Raw genomic sequence first — 21,341 nt, 5'->3', positions numbered from 1 at the left:
ATAGCTTAGTTCTTTAATGACCATTTCTGAAATTTAGCCCAATAAATGTGCAAAAGTTGGGATATTCCCAAAATAAATTTGGACTAAATTGGGCTAAACTTCAAAAGCTTGTGCTCTTTAACAAGATCATTGACAAAGTACAACCCCTGCTCATAATTGTAAATGTAAGAGAGATACCTATATATCCCTACTAGGGAATCCAATGGCCTAGGTTCTTTATTTGGATCATAAGTTTCCCTTATGAATTTTAGTTCAAGATCCCTCAGTTCATAATATCCAGCAACATGGAAAATGAAAGCTAGTTGAGCGTAAGTCACCCTGGAGTATGTATACCCAACCCCCTCAAGCTTTAACCTACCATCATCTTCTATATTCTCCATAAGCCACTTAGCAGCTTTTTTTACAGAGACTAAAACTGTGTGATTTTTAGTTATTTGATAGTACCTTGCCAACCCACTTGCGATTGCTATCGTTGTCCCAATATTTTCATTCCAGCTCCCATCATCTTTTTGAGCTTGAAGGAGCTTGTTCAATATATTAGCCTCAGTAACATTGTTTAGGATACCAAATTCCTTATATATTGGGAGCAATAAAGCATCAATAACAAGAGAGCCCTTTTTATCCTTACTAGTTGTCATGAAGTAATCTTCTTTTTCCCTTAACTTTAGGAACTCAAGACTTTTCTCAATTTCAGGTACGTTTAAGCCTTTGAGGGGCTCAATAGTATATGCCGTGTATAAGGTGTAATTGTTTGGGGGAACTCCCCACGGATAAGAGCCATCATCCATCCTCTTATATACTAACCATTTAAGTAGCCACCTATATCTTTCTTCAAAATCTCTATTTCCCGACATTTTATAAAGTTCATAGTACATCCTAGCAATCCAAGCGTTTAAGTTAAAGTACGCTTTATATGAATCATCATAATCAGCATAATTGTAGCCCGTCCAGAACTGTTCTAGAAATGATACCAGTGGAGAAAACATCCCATTAGGAGCGAGAGGATCGATTTTGTTAGGTTTTATTGGAGGATCTGGAATAAATCTGTATATCTGCGAATTGCCATTGCAAAATTCAAGCCTAAAATGTGGATCATATGGAGCGTACTCCATAAGACCATATTTTACAAAACCATAAGATAGCCTTATTCTGTCAACAAATACATAACTAACGTTGTATTTCTTCAGCAGGTAATACACCCTCTGCCTCTGATTTGAAGCAAACATGATAACATGATCCATATATGCTCGCTTGGCTTCTTTTGTTTCGGGAGCTTCCGTGAAGAAACCCTGATAAACCTTTTTCCATATAACAACATCCTTCCTATGGGTATTTCCAATAAGTAGGTACCCCATATCCCACCATACAAGAATCGTTGCATCTTCTGGCGTATTTTTAATAATCCACTGGTAAGCCTCCTTATCGACTATTGTCGGTGGGCTAATATAGTTTGAAGCGGCATATCCCCCCTGAACAATAGGAGCTACAACCATTAACCCACTAAGAAGCATAGAAACGCACTTTTGCCCAGGGATACTTTTACATATGCTAGAACCAAATCCCCGAACATTCGAAAACAGTATGGCTAAATAATGGCCAGTATTTGGATAGATCTCATAAAGAAATAATTCCGAAGCCATTAAGGACAAGGGTATGGAGGCATATGGATCCCTAAATCTGAATGACATCCCTCCAGCAAACATAAAAGACCAAGCCCAGATTGCTATTCCCCTCCTTATACAATCCTGCATCAGGTACCTTCTAGTCGCCATAACCCCAAGTGCTAACTGAACAACACCTATCCACTTAAAGTACCCAAGAAAGCTCACCTCACTTCTTTGTAGCCTTGAAATAAGCCCTCCAATGGTGGATTTAATTATTGGAAGCCAATTATAAGCAAGATACCCGATTATGGCAAAGACTAGCAAAATATGAACATATCTACTAACCACATCCCAGTACCTTGATAGTATCAATATCCCTGCAACGATTACGAAAAATAGCCATCCCCTATGAGTCATAGAGTATATTAAAAGGACGATAATTAGATATGGCAACCCAGCTTTCTCCCCCTTAAGGAACTTAACTAAGAAATATAAGGCCACTGAAAATAGGAATAAACCCAAATTCTCAGGAATATAAAGGCTCGTTCTGTATATAAAGTTAGGAGAGAATGACAAAAAAGTTGCCGCAATTAAGGCAACCCTTTTGTTCCCAGCTATCTCGGCAAAGGCATAGTAAAATCCAATTACAGCTAAGGTGCCATATATAGCTGGGAGGAGATAGAATAGTAAATCAGTATGGAAAAACTTATACAATAATGCCCCAATTATGTGGAAGAGAGGAGGATAACTGTAAGGTTTAAGTCCTAACAAGGACAGGGGATCCTTTGAAATTGAAAGTATCCCCTCCCTAACTAATCTGAGGGTGATGTCCCTATGAAGGTATTCATCATAGACAACAAGGACCATCATCCTATGAGGGATAAGTCTAACGATAAAGGACGCTATGATTAGAAGGACGATCCCAAGGTTTAATTTCCTTCCCATTGCAATCACCTTTTTAAAGTGCGGCCTAATTCAATAGTGATGAGGAAATTCCACGTGTTCAACACGACCTTCATATTTTACGTGCTCCTTATAACGTTTACACTCTTAAATAAAGATATAAGGGCTGTTATATATTCCAGGGGATACAAACCTCATGAAGTGGCAGTTGGAATGACACTCTTGCTTCTAAATTTTCTTGCCATGAATATCGGCTGGGAGATATGGAAGTTTAAGATTCCAAACGTTGTATATGAGGCAGTAATTATATTGTTCTCCTTCATATATTTCCCGATTGGCCCAGTTATGGCCCTCATATTATTATTTTTTTACAGAAAGGGTGTTGATGTATATTCAAAAAGCGTACCCATTGCCTTCTCATGCTCCCTTTTAATTCCGATACTTGCATTTCTAGTCATTGGAGTCCCACTATTTAACCAGTCACTTAGGTTTGAGTTCTCAGGGATCCTCGGGATCTCTGCATATTTGAGCACAATAGCCATAATATACTCAAACATAGACCGAAGGATAAAACTAGTTTATACTCTTACGATGGTCGCAATATTCTTCATTGGAACTTTCAGGTCATACATCCTCTGGATAACAGTTGCATATCTTCTTTCTATCTCTAAGAGGGATGTAAAGGCAAAGAACACCATCATCGTGGGGATTGCTGGCATTGCAATACTGATACTTAGCGGAAACATTGAAAAGCTACTTGTCAGAATCGGGTTCACGTTCCTAACGTTTACTAATCTTGCAGTTAGGGGGATGCCTTGGGGGATTTATCACGGAGGCCTACTTTTTTCTCCAGATCCCAGAAGACTTGTCGCAACTTTTCTTGGTGGTAAGGGACGATATACTTATTTAATATTCGGCCAACCAGTGGCTGATTTTGGTATCCTGGGGATCATTGAAAGCTTCTTAATTGGTATCATGGCAAGGGAAAGTGAAATAAGGGAAGAGTCTTTAAATTTCACAATTTCAATCCTGGTGTATTCTATAGACGCTGGAATAGATAACAGGATATTATTGGCAATAATGGGAGCAATACTGAGTGGGAGGGTAAGAAATGAAGAGGGCAGTAGTCCTATTCTCGGGCGGATTAGATTCAACAGCTTGCCTCTACTGGGCAAAGAAGAATTACGAAGAGGTGATCATGCTCACGGTTAACTATGGGAGTAATGAGGAGAAAGTCACAAACAGGGTAGCGGAATTCTTCTCTAAAGAACTCAACGTTCCGCTGAAAATTATTAGACTAGACTTCCTCGAAGAGTTCTCCAAGATAGCTGGAACTACATTGGTGAGGGGAGAAACTCCCAGGGTAACAGCGGAAGAGCTAGAAAACGTTGAGAGGGCCAAGGAAACGGCCAAGGCAGTGTGGGTTCCAGCGAGAAATCTAGTTTTGATTTCAGTTGCCGCCTCTCTGCTTGACGCAATGGGCGGAGGGGATATAATTGTAGGCTTCAACGCCGAAGAAGGTGTTACATTCCCAGACAACACCCAGGACTTCGTTGAGAGAATTAACAAGGCACTAGAGCTAGCAACCATGAACCCCGTCAAGGTCATTGCCCCCCTCATAAATCTGGATAAGAGGGGGATAGCCAAACTGCTAAAAGAGCTAAATGCCAAGTACGAGTATTCGAACTCATGCTATATGCCCCAAGGATTCACCGAAGATGGAAAGCCAATACACTGCGGACAGTGCGAGAGCTGTGTGAGGAGGCACCGCGGGCTTATAAAGGGGATAGGGGAGGACAAGACGGTCTATCTGGTACCGCCAAAGTTGTAAGTTCACGGGGTGAACTAGTTCACCGGGTGAACCTATGTTTCTTCAGGGCCCCTGCCATAACAGAGAGGAGTTGTTTGATATGGAGGATGAACTTAGAACAATTACAAAGGCACTTAAAAACAATGCCTGGGTAGCCATCCTGGAGCCGAGAATGGCTGGAAAGACAAGTCTAGCTATTGTATCGGCAAACCTGACGGAAAAGAAGACCTTCTATGTGAATTTCAAAGGAGCAGAAAACCTGAGGAATGTGACTTTAAGGATACTCAGTGCATTAGGAAGATCAAAGATGAAGGGTATAAAAAGGGTAAGGGTAGGCCCGATAGAGGTAGAAAGGGAAGTCGAGAAACCCTCAGCAATCCTAGAGGATGTTCTCCTGGGACTTAAAAAGGCAGTTGTCGTGTTCGATGAAGTTCAGGACATAAAGCAGGGAGTGAACCAGTTCCTTAACATTCTGTCTTTGGTAAGGAACACGAGGAGAGACGTTGAATTCATCTTTACGGGGTCAGGGATTGGCCTTATGGACTCGCTCCTCAATCTAGACCCACAAAATCCCCTGTATGGGAGGGCCCAATAAAGATCGAAATTGGACCCTGGGATTTACAAACTGCCCTTGAGTTCCTTGAAAAAGGATTAAAGAAGTGTAATGCCCCGTTTACTTCCAAAGAGCTCTCAGAAACTATTGAGGAGTTGGGAACCCTGCCAGGATGGCTGAGCTTCTACGAGCTGAGGAGATGTACTGGAATTCCCCATAAAAAGGCTCTAGAAGAGGCCATCGGTGAAGGAGTTAAGGTAGCAAGGGGAGAACTTGAAAATATACTAAGAAACAGGCCGGAATGGGCTAGGAAGGTCTTAAGGGCTATGGCATTTGGAGCAAAGTGGAGCGAGCTCTTAAAGCTTGGCCCCTCAAAGTCAGGCCTCTACAAGTTCCTTACTACCTTACAAAAGCTCTACCTCGTGTCCAAGAAGGGGAACCTGTACGTCATATCTGATCCCATCTACAGGAAGACATGCCTCGAACTTTAGTCCCTAGCTTCTTTCTTAACAATCTCCTCAGGTCTTAGAACTGAAATCCCAGCTTTTTTGCCAAGGACGTTAACCATAATTATGACATCGGGCCTTTCAAGGTTCACCGGATTGCCGTTTACTGCCTTTATAATCCCACCCAATTTTCTCTCAAGAGACTTCTCCCCGACCTTTGCCCCCCTGACCTTAACCCTCACGGCAAAGCTCTTTCCTGGGGGTAGCCTTATCTCTTTAACTTTCTCCTCAAGATCCTCAAGGTCAACTACATCATCTATGGGAATGAAGCTTTGAAGGGAAAAAGTTTCGAACTCCCTAACCTTCCTTACCGCTTCATCCCGCTCGAGGTTGGTCTCACCTAGGAGCACGCCACCCCACTTCGTCCTCCTAACCCGAGCGTTTATCGCCCACTCAAGTTCGAGCATTGCATCTCCTTCCCTCCCCGGAGGGCACGTGGCTATGAACTTCAAAGCTTAAACCTCCTAGCGGAACTCTTCGAGCATGCCAAGGATGTGGAAGAGCAACTTTCCGGCGGTTAAGGCGGTTATATTGCCTAATTTATCCCCAGAAACCTCCATTATATCAAAAGCTATTACCTCTTTCCTCTCGCTTATCCATTCAAGGGCCTCCACAACGTCCCAGAACCTCAACCCACCGGGCTCAGGAGTTCCAGTTTCCGGAACTAAAGAGGCATCAAAGACATCTATATCCACTGAAACATATATTGGCTCGGGCATAGAAAGAACGAGATCAACGAATGCCTCATAGCTATAATCTCTGGCATGAACCCACTCAATACCATTTTCCTCGGCGTAAATTAGCTCTTCCTTAGTTCCACTCCTAACTCCAAATATAGCAACCTTGACACCGAGCTCACTTATTCTCCTAGCCACGCATGCGTGGTTGAACCTTGAGCCCTGATACTCATCCCTTAAGTCGAGGTGAGCATCAAAAACGACGTAGCTCTTTGGCTTTAGAACCTTAACTGGGGCGTAGGTCATCGAATGCTCTCCGCCCAGGAATATTGGAATCGCGTTTGGATTCACCTCTCTAAGCTCTCTAATGGTTTCTTCCGCAACTCTAATTGCATCTTCAACGTTTACTGGTAAAGATACATCGCCAGCATCGGCAATCTTAAGCTCGGCTATGTCAACGTTATAGTCGAGGATGTAGCTTTCAAAGTTTAGTGTGGCCTGCCTTATAAGTGCCGGCCCAAACCTCGCCCCCGGCTTGTAGCTTGTAGTCCCATCATAAGGCAAGCCGAGGATTACGTAATCGGCCTCCCTCAAGTCCACGGTGGGAAGCTCCATGTCGAACGAGCGATAGGTATGGAGTAGCATTGCACCACCCGCGCGTAGAAGGAGAGAAGAGTTTAAGAATTTAATGAATAAAGAAGAGGGATCATATTAAACCTTCAGCCTTCGCAGCTTCCTCTGGGTCCTCGTTCCTGTGGACAACCCTTATTAGTGCCTTTATCATTGGCTCTGGGTTCTCCCTCTGGAATATGTTCCTTCCAACTACAGCTCCAGCTCCTCCAGCCTCGATGACCTCCCAAACTACCTTGAGGAAGTCCACCGGATTCTCGGTCTTTGCTCCGCCACTTAAGAGCACGGGAACTCCAGCTGCTGCATCAACGACCTTGGCGAAGGTTTCTCTCGACCCAGTCCAGTAGGTCTTTATCATGTCCGCTCCGCTCTCGGCAGCTGCCCTCGCACCGTACATGACAACCCTGTAGTCCTCCTTCTTCCCGTACTTCTCGTTGATGTAAGGTCCCCTCGGGTAGGCGAACTGAACAACGGGGAAGCCGAGGTCATGGGCATAGCTTACTATCTCCGCGAATTGCCTCATCATGGCATCTTCCTGGGGGGAGCCCCAATAAACGGTTGCAGCTATTGCATCTGCACCGAGCTTGATGGCATCGTCAACAAAGGCAAGCTGGCTCTGCATCAGTTGCTCATCCTTTGGCCTTAGGTTAGTCTTACTCGTGAGCTTTATCATCAATCCCACATTGGGCTTAACTTCATCCCCAGCTATTCTCGCTATCCCCGGAAGCATCATTACCCCGTCGATTCCAGCCCTCACGACTTTCCTTATTATAACTCTAGGGTTTACGTGTTCCCAAACGGGTTCAAAGTCCGTCGGACCGTGTTCAAAGCCATGATCCATGGCAAAAATTAATGCTCTCCCATCCCTGCGGAAGAACCTCCTCAATCTCCTCCTAATACCAACACTTTGAAGGGCATCCATATGTATCACCTAAGGTGAATAGATTTATAGCTTAAAAGCTCTTTTGTTGAGTGAACGTTAAAAATTCATTCAGTTTCTCGAACGTCAAGGGGTGATTAAATGGAGAGCTTACTTGAAAAAGTTCTCACAGAATGGAAGGGGCACAGGATAGCGATAACGGTTGGAAGCGAGCACTCCTTTACGGGGATCCTTGAGGACTTCGATGGGGAAGTTATGTTACTCAGGGACGTAGTTGACGTCGTGGGGAACAGGGGGAAGGCCATGCTAGTTTCACTAGATGATGTAAGCTGGGTAATGCTTCTGGAGTGATGAGCCATGAAAGCCATGGCCTTTGTTGGCTTCAAGAAGAGCGGAAAGACCACGACAGTAGAGGCCGTTGCGAAGGTACTAAAGGAGAAGGGGTACAGGGTCGTGATAGCTAAGAGCATGCACGTTGACTTCGACAGGGAGGGAACGGACACGTGGAGGTTCTCGAAGGTTGCAGATGCAGTACTAGTTAGGGCCCACGACACCGATGCATTACTGTTCAAGGCAAAGGACATAAACGCCCTCTTATCCATGGTGTCCGCTGATGTCATGTTATTAGAGGGATTTAAGGGCATAAAGCACGTGCCTAAGGTTATATGTGCCAAAAGTGAGGAAGAGGTTAAGGAGCTCAATGATGGACTGGCGGTAGCGGTGAGTGGGGTTATAGCGAGCAAGGGCATTAAGGAGATCGACGGGTTACCGGTGATAGATGCAACCAAAGAACCGGAAAAGCTTGCCGAGCTCGTTCTAAAGAGAGGATTTATGCTACCCAACATAGACTGCGGTCTCTGCGGCTTCAACTGTGCAGAGATGGCCAGGCTTATAGTCAGGGGGGAGAAGAGCGTTAATGACTGCGTTGTTTTAAGCTCTAGGCCCAAGGTTACCATAAAGATAGACGGCCAAGTTCTACCGTTAAAGGACTGGGTTCAAGAACTTGTAGAGAAGACGATAAAGGGAATGCTATCAGCCATGAAGGGATACAGAGAGGGTAAGAAGATAGAGATAGTTATCAGGGAGTAATGGATTTACAAAACTAGAGAAAAATGATTAAGGTATTCGCGTCTTTATAATTTATCAGGCATCTTGGCATCCACCACGTTATATAAGGATACTAAAGAGCCTAAGGTTCTCCTGAGAGGGCTCCACTCCATTCTCAAGGGAACCCTCCGGGTGGACTGCCAACAAAGTCACATTTCCCTGCCTAGCTATCGCTGCAAGTCCATCATTGAACACCGCAATTATCCTTCCCTCAAGCTCCATATGTGGTCCGTTTTGATACCAAACCTTAACCTTCTTGGGGAGCTCACGGAGGAACTCTTCGTCAACTATCTCTATCTCAGCCATGAAAGATCCACGGTGCCTGTGATTAACTACATCAGCTATTCCAAGCCCAGGAACCCTCGAATAGTCTGGAAGTATGACTTCATCCGAGGCAAGGTAAGCTCCAGCGCATATTCCAACGTACCTTCCCCCAGAGTCTAGAAATTCGTGGATTGCGTTCCTTTGAGGATAGAGCACCTTCCACATCTCGTATGTGTATCCCCCTGGGATTATTAAAGTATCAATGCCCTCCAAGTTCAGGCTATCGTTTACGAGCTCGTATTCAACACCAAGCTTTTCCAATGCATTCGCAACGTCCCTCCATAGCACCGCTCCCCTTCCGGCGAAGATCCCAATCATGGGGATCCCTCAGATGGATTAGCGATCCTTCCCATAAATATTATCGCACCGGTGGGCTTGTGGATTATAAAGAATATGAACGGGTGATCCGCCTTGAACTCCTTTACTTCTACAGGCATGGCAGTTTCCACTACTATTATTGCAGTTGCCGCGGCAGCCTCGGTTCCCTTCTCATCAACTTTTATGAACGTCTTGTGAAGAACCCTATCTATGCATAAATCCTCTTTCTCCCTTTCCGGAGCTATCTTCGGGATATCTAACTCCGTGAAAACGCTCTTAAGCCCGAGCCTTGCGAGGGCATCGTTGAGATTATAAAACTTCTTCATCTTAAACTTTGGGAAATAAACCATGACATTTTCCTTCTTCATCTTTTCGAGAATTTCCTTAAGGAGATTTGCATCAATGCTCTTTTCAACTTTCTCAAAGTCCTCCAGTTTCTTAGGGAGAATAACGATCATGGAGAGGTTTCCCTTGTAGGGTAACTCAATGATCTGCATTACATCATCCTCATAGTAGTTGAACTTCCCCATTCTCTTCATCATTTCCACTTGCACGACTCCATTGAACGTTGTGAAGGTCGAGTTGAAGGTTGAGGTGAATGGATAGATCCAAGTAGCGTTAAGATAGATTGCATTCGTTATAATTAGGTAAGTGTCAGAATCGAGCCTATCAACTATTTTCTCTATCTTTCCCCTCGTCTTCTCCCTAACCCATGAGTTTATCTCCCTTGCCGCACCCATTGGATCGTTGAGGAAGTCAACTTCCCTTATTTCGCCTTGATAATACTTTCTTATCGTCTCAACGTATTCCTTCTCTGGTTTAGCCCCTTCCCTAATCCAGATAGCATTCGCTATGTCGAGGGTGAAGTTCTTAGAAGAAGTTAAGTTTAGGAGCAAATTTCTGATATCACCTCTCATCTTTTCATTAGAGGGGAACCCAAACACTTTTTCAAGTTCAGCCTTGGTCTCGCCTTCAGAACCCTCATAGAGCATAGAGAATGCTAAGAAAACGCTCAAAGGTGAAATGACTAGGTTATCTTTTCCACCAATTGCTCTATACAGGTTAACGGCAAAGTTATTATTCGCCTCAACGACGTTCTCATAACCTTCCCCAGGAGGTATTGCAGTCTCATTCCCCAAGCACCCGGCAGTGATAATAATGAAGAGCAAACACGCAATCAGCTTATACATAAGGGCACACCCACAATTATTAAAGGGGAAAACATATAAGGGTATCGAAAATGTGGAAAGACGGAAAGCTTGGCCTTCCTATTAAGGACGCCATTGAGATAATTCCCGAACTTCAAAGGTACCTTGATGAAAGAGGCAGGATAGACTTCTCCAACAGAAAGGCAAGAATACTCTACAACAAGGCCATAGCTAAGGCTTTGTTCAACCTCGATATAGAGTACCACCCCAGGGGGCTCGTGACAACTCCAGTCTCTAGGTTCATATTCCTCAAGACGTTCCTGAGGGGAAGGGAGAAAGTTCTTGAAATCGGGACGGGGCATACAGCCTTCATGGCCCTACTAGCTGAGAAAGTCTTTAAATGCGATGTCACGGCCACAGAAGTTGATGAGGAATTCTTTGAATACGCAAAGAGGAACATAGCGAGGAACAACTCTAACGTTAGGCTAGTGAAAAGCAAGGGTGAAATAATAAAGGGAGTAATCCCCCAGGGAGAAAAGTTCGACGTTATATTTTCAGCCCCTCCCTACTACGATAGGCCCACTAAAGGAGTACTCACGGAGAGGGAATCCCTGGGGGGAGGTAAATATGGTGAGGAATTCTCGGTTAAGCTCCTTGAGGAGGCAGTTGACTACCTAAACCTCGGGGGCAAGGTGGCACTCTTTCTTCCAGATAAGGAGAAGCTGATAAAAGCGATAGTCAAAAGGGGAGAAGACCTTGGATACTCAGTGAGGGACATTAGGTTCAGGGTAGGAACTAGGTGGAGGCACAGCTTGATATTCTATCTGAATGCCTCTTCAACCAGGGGATCTGGAATGAAGTAGCCTTCCCCAGTTTTCTCGAGGTAGCCATACTTGACTAGATTTTTCAATAGGCTCGTGAAGTTCCTATCATCAATTTTCTTCCCCTCAATTACCTCCAAGCTTCTTTTTATCTCGCTCCAGCTGTGCCTTCCCTGGGCTACTATTCTCATTATAAGCTCGTACCTAGGTGATAGCTCCTTCAGCTTTGAGAACTCTGAAAGCACTATCTTGATTGCATCTTCCTTCAACTTTCCAAGGGCCTCCCTATGGCCTAGGCCTAGAAACCTATTATACCCGTAGAGCGTTAACCATCCCACAATACCATCGAGCTCCTCAACGGCTTCATACAGCTCATCCGGTGTTACCTCAATACCTACTTCTTCAGAGCCTTTCTTCAAGAAATCCAAGCTCTGCTCCTTGCTGAACCTTTCAAGTTTAATCTCTACATATGGTCTGCCAAAGAGTGGTGATTCGGGGCTATGAAGCCTGAGAAAATCCTCAAGCAGACCAACCTCAGAGCCCGTGAGGATGAAGGTTAAGTTTTCAAGCTCGTCAATGGCCCAAGCGAGCATATCAACGTAGCTTGCTTTTGAGAACCTTAAGTATTGGGCCTCATCTATAACCAGAACAAACCTCTCAAACTCATTAATCCTCTCGAGAATTTCTGTGAGAGTTGCGTGCTCTCTCTTAATCTCAACGCTTAAACCCATGAAGCTAACTCCTCTAATGCCACTTATTAGCTGTTTAACTTTCTCAATTCCTGAGATCCTTATTAAGCCTTCTAAAATTTCCTTTGCAAGGGCGTTTGGACTAACACTTTTGTGCTGAAAGTACAGTTGCCTAGCATCAATCCTTATCCCAGGATAGGGGGATTCGTTTAAGAACACGTTGACTAGAGAACTCTTTCCGAGCCTCCTTATCCCAAGAACTGTAACTAGACCAACTTTCTTCCCAACGGCCCTCTCAAGGGTCAGTAGCTCAAATTCTCTGTCATAAAACTCATCCTTTCGAGTCTTTGGTCTCGGGTTAAAGAGCACACTACCACCAGTTACTGGTGATTAAAACTCCCCAATAAAGGTTTCGAAGGGAGGAAGAAAAAGGACTCTGGCCGTGGGCGTTTCATCATTATTCAGTGGAGGTGCTTTCTCTTCATCGCCCCTCGATTAGATCCTTACAGTTCTCGCAAACCCAGATCTCCCTACCCTCATAGTAAACCTTGTAGAGAGGTCCATACTGACCGCAGAGCTCACACATGCCGTAAACCTCAGGTTCTTCCTCGCTTTTCTCTTCCTCTTCATGGTTCTGAGAGGCCAACGCCGCCAGTAAGTCAGTTGCAGTGACGAATCCAATGGGCTTGCCAAACTTCGTCACGAGGATTCTCCTAACTCCCTTCTCGGTCATTAACTCTATTGCATCCTGGACATCGTAATCGTACTCAATCTTAACTGGATTTTTGCTCATGATTTCCTTAACTTTAACCTGCCTCGGATCCTTTCCTTTAGCAACGACCTTGTCAAGGATATCCCTCTCGGTTACTATGCCAAGGATATCATCCTTCTCCATAACAACGGCACTACCAACTTTATTCCTCGACAGAACCTTCGCAACCTTATGAATAGTGTCATCGGGCCTAACTACAACTGCCTTTCTCTTGACAACCTGCTCCACTAGTATCTTTGGCGCCATGGTTATCCCTCCTACTCAACCCGTTTTAGCAGGGGAAATTTAAAAAGGTTATGTGGAAGTGGTTAGCAGGTGGTTTGGTGAGGAAGAGAGGACCAGTTGTCCTGGGGAGGTTCTGGATATATTGGTGTGAGAAATGTAATGTTCCTCTAATCTCGGACAAATGTAGTGTTCACGGCGAGAAGGGAGTTTTTAGAATAGATTTAACGCCCCCAGGCGACGTTAGGTTTGCATTTAAGAGGGATATTGAGCTGATCGGGGAGGTCTTTATGAGACACTACGGAGTTGATTTGAGGAAGATTTTAGAGGATAAGATTGTTTTACTTAACAAGATCCCGAGTGAAGATGATGCCTACGAGATAATTTTTGACGGATTTATATTCGGACTTATAATATTCGACCCCATAAAGCTTGAGTGGAGACCCGCCCTAAAGCTCGAGGGTGCAAAACTTCTCTGGGAAAAGTTTGGGAAGAAAATGAGGAAGTGGGTGATAATTGACGAAGGTGCTGTGGAACCAGTAAAGAAAGGAGCTAACGTCCTCCCAGTTGGGATAATTGAGGCCGAAGAGAGCATAAAGAAGAACGATGAAGTTGTGGTGGTAAGCGAAAGTGGGGAAGTTATTGGAGTTGGAATAGCTAAAAAGGACTACAAAGGACTAGTATCGAGAGAGAGGGGAACCGGGGTTAAGATGAAGAGGAAAGCTCAGGGCAGCGGGAAGAGAATTGAAGGAAAAAAGGCAACGATTGAAGATGTGATAAGGGCTAACAGAATTGCCTTGGAGGAGAAGGCTGAGGAAGCAAAGGAGTTCATGAAAAAGGTCTCAAAGAAGTATAAGTTACCAGTAGCGGTAGCTTACTCTGGAGGAAAAGACAGCTTGGCCGTCCTAGGATTGGCACTTGAAACGTTTAAAGAGTTCACGGTTTTCTTCAATAATACAGGGATAGAGTTTCCAGAAACACTTGAAAATGTGGAGAAGATAAGGAGAGAGCTGGAGCCCAAGGGAATAAAGTTCGTCATTGCAGATGCTAAGGATGCATTCTGGAGAGCAATAAATGTTTTTTCTCCCCCTGGGATGGACTACAGATGGTGTTGCAAGGTTACCAAGCTTGGCCCGATAACACTCGCTATAGAAAGGTATTTCCCCCAGGGAGTGCTTATGTTCGTCGGCCAGAGAAAGTTCGAGAGCTTCAAGAGGTACAAGCAGGGGAGAGTGTGGAGAAACATCTGGGTTCCCAACGAGATAGGTGCAGCACCTATATTCCACTGGACGGCCTTGGAAGTCTGGCTCTACATATTCTCCCGAGGTTTGAAGTACAATAAACTATACGAGAGGGGAATAGACAGGATAGGCTGCTTCCTCTGCCCAAGCCAATCTTTAGCTGAAATAGAGAAGCTAAAAAGGGAAAAGCCAGAACTATGGGAGAAGTGGTATAATGAGCTGGAAAAGTGGAGGAAGAGACTTAACCTCCCAGAAGAGTGGATAAAATACGGCTTCTGGAGATGGAGGAGGCTCGGGAAGAGGGAGAAGGTTCTAGCTAAAGAGCTCGGTATAGAAATTCCAGAGGAAAGGAAGTGGGAGCCCATAAAGTTCAGCATAAAAGAGGAAGGTGGGAAATACAGAGTTGAGATAAGTACAAAGATAAACCTGAAAAGGATAAAGGAAGTAGCTCCAATCCTTGGAGAAGTTACGGAAAGGTCTGGACTTTTAATTGTGGGTGAGAACGAGTTCTATGGGGGAACAAACTACATATTATCGCCAACATTAGATGAAGCTTATGCCTCCTTCTTCCTCGTGAGAAGGGCCTATGAGTGCGTGGGCTGTGGAGTATGCGTAACTAAGTGTCCGGAGAGGGCTATAAGAATTGATAGAAAGAGGATGAAGATAGTTGTTGACCCAGAGAAATGCACCCATTGCAGGGAGTGTATGGAAGTCTGTCCCTTAGTCGTTATCAAAGGTGTCGATATAGGTAGTCAACTTTAGATAGTTGTCAAAAATTTCCCGTATATTTTGTATATATGTTAGTTTTCGACTATTTTTGGTGACCAATTTTGACCCACTCACAAATTCTGTTGCACAAATGACATAAAACTCCCCCTGCATTCATCAAATTAGGTGGGCTATTATGAATGCAGTTAGAATAGTGTCAAGAAATGTCGCCCCAGCATTGGAACTCCAAACTAGAGTATTAGATTACATGACCGACTTCTTCGTTAGAAAGGGCTTCAAGTGGCTCCTCCCAATAATACTCAGCCCAATAACTGATCCATTGTGGCCAGATCCAGTGGAAGAGGGAATGAAGCCAGCAGAAGTGGAAGTTTACGGAACCAAGATGAGGCTAACGCATAGTATGATACTTCATAAGCAACTAGCAATAGCCATGGGACTAAAGAAGATATTCATCCTCTCGCCAAACATCAGGCTGGAAAGCAGGAGCAAAGATGATGGAAAGCATGCCTATGAGTTCACACAGCTTGACTTCGAGATTGAAGGCGCGAAGATGAAGGATGTTATGAAGTTAATTGAAGAACTAATCCACGACCTCTTCAGAAAGGCTGAGGAGTGGACGGGAAGGGAGTTCCCGAAGGCTAGACACTTCAAGGTCTTTGATTACAGGGAGATACTAGACGAGTTTGGAAGTGATGAGAAGGCTAGTCAAGAGATGGACGAGCCCTTCTGGGTGGTTAACATACCGAGAGAGTTCTACGATAGGGAAGTTGACGGCTACTGGAGAAACTATGATCTTGTGCTCCCCTATGGCTATGGTGAAGTTTCAAGTGGTGGTGAGAGGGAGTGGGAATATGAAAAGATAATATCAAAGATTAGGCAGGCAGGACTTAGTGAAGAGGCCTTCAGGCCGTACCTTGAGATTGCAAAGGCTGGAAAGCTAAAGCCGAGTGCAGGAGCTGGCATTGGCATTGAGAGGCTCGTCAGGTTCATAGTTGGGACAAAGCATATTGCAGAAGTTCAACCGTTCCCCAGGATTCCTGGGATCCCAGCGGTTATCTGAGAAAAATTCTTAAATTTTCTCACTCCCTTCTTTTGGGAGGGACACCATGAAGTCGTTTCCAGCATACCTCGCTTCTTGGGAGGATATAGAAGAGTGGGCCAAGGCTGGAGCATGGAAGGTTTTAGAGAGCGGATGGATGCCGGACGTTATAGTTGGCCTCGCAAGGGGAGGATGGATAGCTGCGAGGCTCTACTGTGACTATCTCGGCGTTAAGGATCTCGTAAGCATAAAAGTTGAACACTGGGGAATTACAGCGACCCCTGATGGCAGGGCGAGACTCAAGTACGGGGCACAGTACGACTTCGAGGGGAAGAAAGTTTTAGTGGTTGATGATATCACCGACACTGGAGAGAGCATGAGCTTAGCCTACGAGTACATGAAGACCAGAAACCCCGCAGAGATAAGGACAGCCACACTCCTAAACATAAAGGGCTCAAAGTTCGTTCCGGATTACTACGCTAAAGACATTGACTGGGCTTGGATAATCTTCCCGTGGAACTTCGTTGAGGACATGATAAACTTAACTAACAACCTGTTCGAGGAAAAGGACAAGCTGACAACGGATGAAATTATAGAGCTGTTCAAGCAACTCCACGGCATTGAAGTTCCTAAAGAGAGACTTGAAGAAGCCCTGAGAATGGCCGAGAAGAGGAACATTTTTAAGTTCGAGAACGGCTTTTGGGTCAAGGTGTGAGCTTTGGACAAGAAGAAGGCTATCAGAGAGATAAAGGAGCACAGTCCATACTCGAGAGAAATCTACGAGATGAACAAAGAGGAGATAGGGAAGGCCCTTGATGATTATGATTCTCTAAAGGAAAGCTACCTCGACAACCATCCGAGGGCTAGATTGATAAGGATAGTTGTGAGTGAAAAGCACGACTTGCCCCTAGCCATGGAGTTCCACAGGAAAGATGACTCATTTAGGGGCTTCACGATAGCCATTGGAAAGCCCTACGTAAAGAGAAATAAGGAAGAATAGTCATTCTTTTCTTTCACACAACTCTAACAGTACTCCAGTAACACTCTTAGGGTGAACGAAGGCTATCTTTGCGCCTCCCGCTCCAATTCTTGGCTTTTCATCGATAAGCCTGTAGCCCTTCTCCTTCAACTCTTCAAGCTTGGCCTCTATATTCTCCACTCCAATTGCCAAGTGATGTATCCCCTCTCCCCTCTTCTCGATGAACTTAGCTATCGGAGAATCTTCACTTGTCGCCTCTAAAAGCTCAATCCTGCTCTCTCCAACTTTTATAACTGCCACCTTAACTTTCTGGTCAGGAACCTCCTCAACCTCCTCAACCTTAAAACCCAAGCCCTCCCAAACCTTTATTGCCTCATCAAGGTTCTTAACGGCAATTCCTACGTGGTCTATCTTCTTGAACATCTACATCACCTCCTTAATTATCCGATCCGCGGCAGTGTAAGGATCGATCCTTTTAGCAAGCACTTCTCTGATTAGATCCTCAAGCTCCCCCTCCTTTATCGAAGCTTCAACCTTACTCGCTATTATTCCTGAAGCTATAGTCTTTATCTCCTCCTCAATCCTGAATCTCCTCTTCTCCTCAAGTCTTCCTGAAGACTCTAAATACTTCTTGTGCTCCTTAATCTTCTCCCAGAGCTCCTTCACTCCCTTACCGGTAGTTGCAATTGTCTCAATTATCGGAGGTCTCCAACCAAGCCTCTCCCACTTCTCGGCCTCAAAGTCCAAGGTAAGGGAGAGCTCAAAGTACGTAGCATCTGCTCCTTCCCTATCGGCCTTATTAATCACGAGTATATCCGCTATCTCCATTAATCCGGCTTTTATTGCCTGAACGTCATCTCCAAGGCCTGGAACGGTAACTAAAACAACCGTATCGGCAGTCTTAACGATATCCACTTCAACCTGCCCAACTCCAACGGTTTCAACAAATATGACATCACAGCCGTAAGCATCCAATACTTTTATCGCATCGTTCGTGGCCTTTGCAAGCCCTCCCAAGGAGCCACGAGTAGCCATGCTCCTTATGAAGACCCCAGGATCCGTAGCATGTCTTTGCATTCTAATCCTATCACCGAGAAGTGCCCCACCCGTAAAGGGGGATGTTGGATCGACGGCTATGACTCCAACTATGAGGCCTTCCCTTCTAGCTTCTCTTATCAGCTTATCAAGAAGAGATGATTTTCCAGCCCCAGGAGGGCCAGTAATACCAACTATGTAAGCATTGCCAGTTAGGGGATATATCCTCTTTACTATTTCCCTTGCCTTCCCTTCCTCATTCTCAACGAGGGTGATAAGCCTAGCAACTGCTTTTCTATCCCCTTTCTTTAACCTTTCAATTAGCTCGTCTATCATGGTTAATCACTGGAGAAATTATCCAAACTTATAAAATATAAAGTTAGCTTGGGTGAAACTTCTTGAGCTTCTCAACATTCTTGTCTATAAATTCAATTATTGCTTGGAGAGGAGTTCCCGGGCCAAAGACCTCAGCTACACCCATTTTCTTAAGCTCTTCAGCATCATCTGGAGGGATTATCCCACCAGCAACTATCAGTATATCCTCATTTGGCTTTATCCCCCTTTCCTCAAGCAATTTTAATATCTTCGGGATTAAAACCATGTGAGCTCCTGAGAGTATGCTTATACCAAGAACATCTATGTCCTCCTCAACTACGGCCTCAACTATCTGTTCTGGGGTCTGTCTTATTCCCGTGTATATAACCTCATAACCTGCATCCCTTAACGCCCTTGCAACGACCTTTGCACCCCTATCGTGACCATCAAGACCTGGCTTGGCTATGAGAACCCTCACCTTCGACCTCTCAACCATTTTTCCCACCCACAATTTTCATTTCCATGAAATAGTATTTAAGTGTTGCTAAATGTCAAGGTTCTGGACATTTTATCCCGACTTTTGCAAGGGTAATTTCTTTATTGCGAGGGCGAAAGGTTTGAGCATGATGAGGGAGGTTTACCACCTGTTTAGCGGGGGTAAGGATTCTTCACTGGCAGCGTGGATGCTTTCAAGGATGGGATATGAAGTTAAGCTCGTAACAATAACCTTCGGCCTCCTCGACAACTGGAAGTTCGCGAGAGAAACTGCGGAGATCCTAGGATTCGATCATGAGGTAGTTAAAGCCCCCAGAGAAGTCCTAGAGGAGGCAGTCAGAATGTGTATCGGGGATAGAAGGCCAGGAAGGGCAATCCAGTACATCCATGAGAAGGCTTTAGAGCTGGTAGCCTCTAGGGAAGATGTTGAGAGAATAAGCGATGGTACTAGAAGGGATGATAGAGTTCCATTTTTAGACCTTGGAAAGGCTCGCTCTCTTGAGGATAAGTTCAACGTTGCATATATAAGGCCTCTCCTGGGGCTTGGATACAAAACAATAAGAGAGCTCGTCAGCGAGATATTTATTGTGAAGGAAGAAGAAAGCGAAAAGCTTGAAAAGGGGGATTATGAGACTGAATTAAGGTACGCATTAAGGAAAAAAGGGATAAACCCCAGGGATATTTTTCCTCCAAGGCACATTCAATCAAGGGTCGTTGGGCTGAGATGATGACCTCGGCAGGTTCTGAGTCGTGATGAGGATCTTGAGTGCTGATCACCTAACGAGTATATTGAGCCTCTTTATCCTTATCTGCACCTGGTGCTCCCGCGAAACCTCTCTAAGAATCCTTGTAATTATCTCGGTAGCCCTTCTCCTTATTTCCTCATCACTGATACCTACCAATACCCCAAACAACCCTTCCTCTTCAAGTTTAGCAAGGCTAGCCTCAATTAGCACCTCTATGACGTTTCCATTAACCTCATAGTTGACCTTAAGCCACCTTAAATTCGCTCTTGGTATTGCTTTTAGTTCATCTTGCATCTTTTGCTTCAAATCCTGGACTGCAGAATTAATCCTAGATGCTATAATTGTCTTTTCCATTTCTTTTTTCTTATCTTCCAAGAGGTAACTTAGCTCCTCTATTCCTGCTTCTTTTAGCATTTTTTCTACTTCTTTTTCTATTTCTTCTTTCTTCTTAAGTAATTCCGTTGCCTTAGCTGAGAATTCTTGCTCAAGTGGCTTAGTTAAAGCAACATCTACACGATTTATCCAAACATACTTTCCAACGATCTTAGTTAGCTCCGAAGCATGCCTCTTGGCCAGGCCAAGAAGCCTTGCCTGTAGCATAGGGCCATCAATATCCCTGGATTTTCCTTCAAGATGTATGTTTATTTCAAATTCTTTTACTCCACCGAGAGCTTCTATTTCCAGTTTGTCAACAACCACTCCCTCATCTTCAATTTCCTTTAATAATGTTCTTGCAAAACCAACAAAGTACTGTCTAAATTTTGGATCCACTGTGAGGTACAAGTTTGGAGCTAATTGAGCTGTTGGAGGCCGAGTTAGCTTCCACAATGTCACATCTTCCCTCTCCCTGGCTTCCATAGACGCTATTTCTCCTCCAACAACAACATTTAACTTAAACTCCCTAATTATCGGTTTTAAGTTAGTAGACCTCCCGATTTTAGGTACGTGTTTGTGGAGTAAAAATAGACCTTTCCTCTTCATTATCTCAGGATCTCCGTTTTCTGCCACTATGTAAAACTCTCCCACCATGTAAAGTGTTCCTTCTCCAACTTCTCCTTCAATTCTCACAGATTTAAGTTGAGCTCCTGGGATATTAGAGGATATGTCTGCTTTTATTATCCTCACATAGTCCTTCAATGCATCCTCAACCCTTCTCTTAAGGTCCTCAGGGATTTCCGCATTATCCCTCCCTCTAATATCTAGGACAATCTCTTCTTTTACTTCAGGCTTTTTGATATCCTTCTTTTCTTCTTTGATCTCCTCAGCTTTCTTAGTTATCTGCTTTATTTCCTCTTCTTTTTCCTCTCTAGCCTCGGTAATAGCTTCTTCAATAGTTTCTTTTGCCCTCTTTTTAAAGACTTCAGAAAGGGGAACTGCGGGAGTTCTTGAATATACATCAATGTTGTTTGCCAAAACAAGCTTAAACATCTGGTCATCCAGAGCGTAAGCGGTTACTATTAGGGGTATATCTGCAAGCTCTGCAAGTTTCCTGATAGCTTCTTCACCATATACTTTCTCTTTCTTTTGAATGTAGGTGCCCTCAATTGCCAAGAGTCTTAATTTATCAGCGAGTATTTCTATAATGTAACTTTCTTTCTCATCCTTGCCAAATATCTTAGCATATACTCCCCTGACATTAGGGGAATTTAAGAGATCTCCAAGAGTGCTAAGAACTTCATTTCCCGAGAGACATACAGTATTTTCAATGGAAGGTTTGATCTCAGGTATTTCCATATCCCTCACCATTAGGTATATATATGTCCACCCTCAGCATGTTTTAGGTTAGTCTAGGGACATG

General features: G+C 44.3%; 24 protein-coding genes and 1 other RNA gene. 13 read left to right on the top strand and 12 right to left on the bottom strand.

Annotated elements, in window-relative coordinates:
* Nucleotides 1-83: 83 nt before the first annotated feature.
* Entirely contained in the window at nt 84-2,549 is a 2,466-nt protein-coding gene (locus tag P8X24_RS11540) for a hypothetical protein (protein ID WP_372916399.1), read from the bottom strand.
* 39 nt (nt 2,550-2,588) lie between these two features.
* Here P8X24_RS11540 and P8X24_RS11535 point away from each other — a divergent pair, with 39 nt between their 5' ends.
* From P8X24_RS11535 to P8X24_RS11520, 4 genes are all read left to right on the top strand, one after another.
* The gene (locus P8X24_RS11535) at nt 2,589-3,719 is read left to right on the top strand and encodes a hypothetical protein (protein ID WP_372916397.1); all 1,131 of its coding nucleotides are present in this window, start codon (nt 2,589-2,591) and stop codon (nt 3,717-3,719) included.
* Nucleotides 3,619-4,338 (top strand): 7-cyano-7-deazaguanine synthase QueC, encoded by a 720-nt coding sequence (gene queC, locus P8X24_RS11530; RefSeq protein WP_372916395.1) that lies wholly within the window; start codon nt 3,619-3,621, stop codon nt 4,336-4,338. The genes P8X24_RS11535 and queC overlap by 101 nt, the downstream gene beginning before the upstream one ends.
* 34 nt (nt 4,339-4,372) lie before the next feature.
* Nucleotides 4,373-4,912 carry an AAA family ATPase gene (locus P8X24_RS11525; protein ID WP_372916393.1) on the top strand — a complete coding sequence of 180 codons (540 nt, stop codon included), beginning with the start codon at nt 4,373-4,375 and terminating at the stop codon, nt 4,910-4,912.
* Nucleotides 4,913-5,025: 113 nt separating this feature from the next.
* Nucleotides 5,026-5,361 carry a hypothetical protein gene (locus P8X24_RS11520; protein ID WP_372916391.1) on the top strand — a complete coding sequence of 112 codons (336 nt, stop codon included), beginning with the start codon at nt 5,026-5,028 and terminating at the stop codon, nt 5,359-5,361.
* Here the strand turns inward: P8X24_RS11520 and P8X24_RS11515 are convergent.
* The 3 genes from P8X24_RS11515 to fba form a co-directional block, all read right to left on the bottom strand.
* Nucleotides 5,358-5,828 carry a THUMP domain-containing protein gene (locus P8X24_RS11515; RefSeq protein ID WP_372916388.1) on the bottom strand — a complete coding sequence of 157 codons (471 nt, stop codon included), beginning with the start codon at nt 5,826-5,828 and terminating at the stop codon, nt 5,358-5,360. The two genes, P8X24_RS11520 and P8X24_RS11515, sit on opposite strands and share 4 nt — an antisense overlap.
* Nucleotides 5,829-5,840: 12 nt before the next feature.
* A complete protein-coding gene (speB, locus tag P8X24_RS11510; protein ID WP_372916386.1) occupies nt 5,841-6,698 on the bottom strand; it encodes an agmatinase in 858 nt (285 codons plus the stop codon).
* A 61-nt stretch (nt 6,699-6,759) separates the two neighbouring features.
* Entirely contained in the window at nt 6,760-7,605 is an 846-nt protein-coding gene (fba, locus tag P8X24_RS11505; protein ID WP_068575977.1) for a class I fructose-bisphosphate aldolase, read from the bottom strand.
* A gap of 99 nt (nt 7,606-7,704) precedes the next feature.
* Here fba and P8X24_RS11500 point away from each other — a divergent pair, with 99 nt between their 5' ends.
* Nucleotides 7,705-7,914 (top strand): LSm family protein, encoded by a 210-nt coding sequence (locus tag P8X24_RS11500; RefSeq protein WP_068322409.1) that lies wholly within the window; start codon nt 7,705-7,707, stop codon nt 7,912-7,914.
* A 6-nt stretch (nt 7,915-7,920) separates the two neighbouring features.
* Entirely contained in the window at nt 7,921-8,652 is a 732-nt protein-coding gene (mobB, locus tag P8X24_RS11495) for a molybdopterin-guanine dinucleotide biosynthesis protein B (RefSeq protein ID WP_372916383.1), read from the top strand.
* Nucleotides 8,653-8,730: 78 nt separating this feature from the next.
* On the opposite strand, the gene P8X24_RS11490 is transcribed toward mobB, so the two are convergent.
* Nucleotides 8,731-9,312 (bottom strand): BPL-N domain-containing protein, encoded by a 582-nt coding sequence (locus P8X24_RS11490; RefSeq protein WP_372916381.1) that lies wholly within the window; start codon nt 9,310-9,312, stop codon nt 8,731-8,733.
* Complete coding sequence (locus P8X24_RS11485; RefSeq protein WP_372916379.1) at nt 9,309-10,502, bottom strand: serpin family protein; 1,194 nt, start codon at nt 10,500-10,502, stop codon at nt 9,309-9,311. The genes P8X24_RS11490 and P8X24_RS11485 overlap by 4 nt, the downstream gene beginning before the upstream one ends.
* A gap of 50 nt (nt 10,503-10,552) precedes the next feature.
* Here P8X24_RS11485 and P8X24_RS11480 point away from each other — a divergent pair, with 50 nt between their 5' ends.
* Entirely contained in the window at nt 10,553-11,323 is a 771-nt protein-coding gene (locus tag P8X24_RS11480) for an RlmF-related methyltransferase (protein WP_372916377.1), read from the top strand.
* On the opposite strand, the gene P8X24_RS11475 is transcribed toward P8X24_RS11480, so the two are convergent.
* Nucleotides 11,281-12,339, bottom strand: coding sequence for an AAA family ATPase (locus tag P8X24_RS11475; RefSeq protein WP_372916375.1), 1,059 nt, complete (start codon nt 12,337-12,339; stop codon nt 11,281-11,283). The two genes, P8X24_RS11480 and P8X24_RS11475, sit on opposite strands and share 43 nt — an antisense overlap.
* A gap of 112 nt (nt 12,340-12,451) precedes the next feature.
* Nucleotides 12,452-12,988, bottom strand: a complete 537-nt coding sequence (locus P8X24_RS11470; protein ID WP_372916373.1) for a CBS domain-containing protein — start codon at nt 12,986-12,988, stop codon at nt 12,452-12,454.
* Between the two features lie 50 nt (nt 12,989-13,038).
* On the opposite strand from P8X24_RS11470, the gene P8X24_RS11465 reads away from it, so the two are divergent.
* The 4 genes from P8X24_RS11465 (at nt 13,039) to P8X24_RS11450 (ending at nt 16,973) form a co-directional block, all read left to right on the top strand.
* A complete protein-coding gene (locus P8X24_RS11465) occupies nt 13,039-14,967 on the top strand; it encodes a phosphoadenosine phosphosulfate reductase domain-containing protein (RefSeq protein WP_372916371.1) in 1,929 nt (642 codons plus the stop codon).
* Between the two features lie 142 nt (nt 14,968-15,109).
* Nucleotides 15,110-15,994 (top strand): asparagine synthetase A, encoded by an 885-nt coding sequence (locus P8X24_RS11460; RefSeq protein ID WP_372916369.1) that lies wholly within the window; start codon nt 15,110-15,112, stop codon nt 15,992-15,994.
* Nucleotides 15,995-16,040: 46 nt separating this feature from the next.
* Nucleotides 16,041-16,688, top strand: a complete 648-nt coding sequence (locus tag P8X24_RS11455) for a phosphoribosyltransferase (protein WP_372916367.1) — start codon at nt 16,041-16,043, stop codon at nt 16,686-16,688.
* A gap of 3 nt (nt 16,689-16,691) precedes the next feature.
* Nucleotides 16,692-16,973, top strand: coding sequence for a hypothetical protein (locus P8X24_RS11450; RefSeq protein WP_372916365.1), 282 nt, complete (start codon nt 16,692-16,694; stop codon nt 16,971-16,973).
* On the opposite strand, the gene mce is transcribed toward P8X24_RS11450, so the two are convergent.
* From mce to P8X24_RS11435, 3 genes are read right to left on the bottom strand one after another with little or no spacing between them, the layout of a single operon-like run.
* Complete coding sequence (gene mce / locus P8X24_RS11445) at nt 16,974-17,375, bottom strand: methylmalonyl-CoA epimerase (RefSeq protein ID WP_372916363.1); 402 nt, start codon at nt 17,373-17,375, stop codon at nt 16,974-16,976.
* Nucleotides 17,376-18,323, bottom strand: coding sequence for a methylmalonyl Co-A mutase-associated GTPase MeaB (gene meaB, locus P8X24_RS11440; RefSeq protein WP_372916361.1), 948 nt, complete (start codon nt 18,321-18,323; stop codon nt 17,376-17,378). It lies immediately after the preceding gene.
* Between the two features lie 43 nt (nt 18,324-18,366).
* Nucleotides 18,367-18,798, bottom strand: a complete 432-nt coding sequence (locus tag P8X24_RS11435) for a cobalamin-dependent protein (RefSeq protein ID WP_372916359.1) — start codon at nt 18,796-18,798, stop codon at nt 18,367-18,369.
* 127 nt (nt 18,799-18,925) lie between these two features.
* Here P8X24_RS11435 and P8X24_RS11430 point away from each other — a divergent pair, with 127 nt between their 5' ends.
* Together P8X24_RS11430 and P8X24_RS11425 are read left to right on the top strand one after the other, a co-directional pair.
* Nucleotides 18,926-19,525 carry a DUF7411 family protein gene (locus P8X24_RS11430; RefSeq protein ID WP_372916357.1) on the top strand — a complete coding sequence of 200 codons (600 nt, stop codon included), beginning with the start codon at nt 18,926-18,928 and terminating at the stop codon, nt 19,523-19,525.
* Nucleotides 19,518-19,573: C/D box small nucleolar RNA (locus tag P8X24_RS11425), an RNA gene on the top strand. Before P8X24_RS11430 ends, P8X24_RS11425 begins: the two co-directional genes overlap by 8 nt.
* Here P8X24_RS11425 and P8X24_RS11420 read toward each other — a convergent pair.
* Nucleotides 19,571-21,277: a hypothetical protein gene (locus P8X24_RS11420; protein WP_372916355.1), complete on the bottom strand. Its 1,707-nt coding sequence runs from the start codon at nt 21,275-21,277 to the stop codon at nt 19,571-19,573. The two genes, P8X24_RS11425 and P8X24_RS11420, sit on opposite strands and share 3 nt — an antisense overlap.
* Between the last annotated feature and the right edge of the window lie 64 nt (nt 21,278-21,341).

Source organism: Pyrococcus kukulkanii, assembly GCF_041647995.1.
Taxonomy (GTDB): domain Archaea; phylum Methanobacteriota_B; class Thermococci; order Thermococcales; family Thermococcaceae; genus Pyrococcus.
Note: the sequence above shows the minus strand (reverse complement) of the source record. Positions and strands in the feature narration are given on the sequence as shown.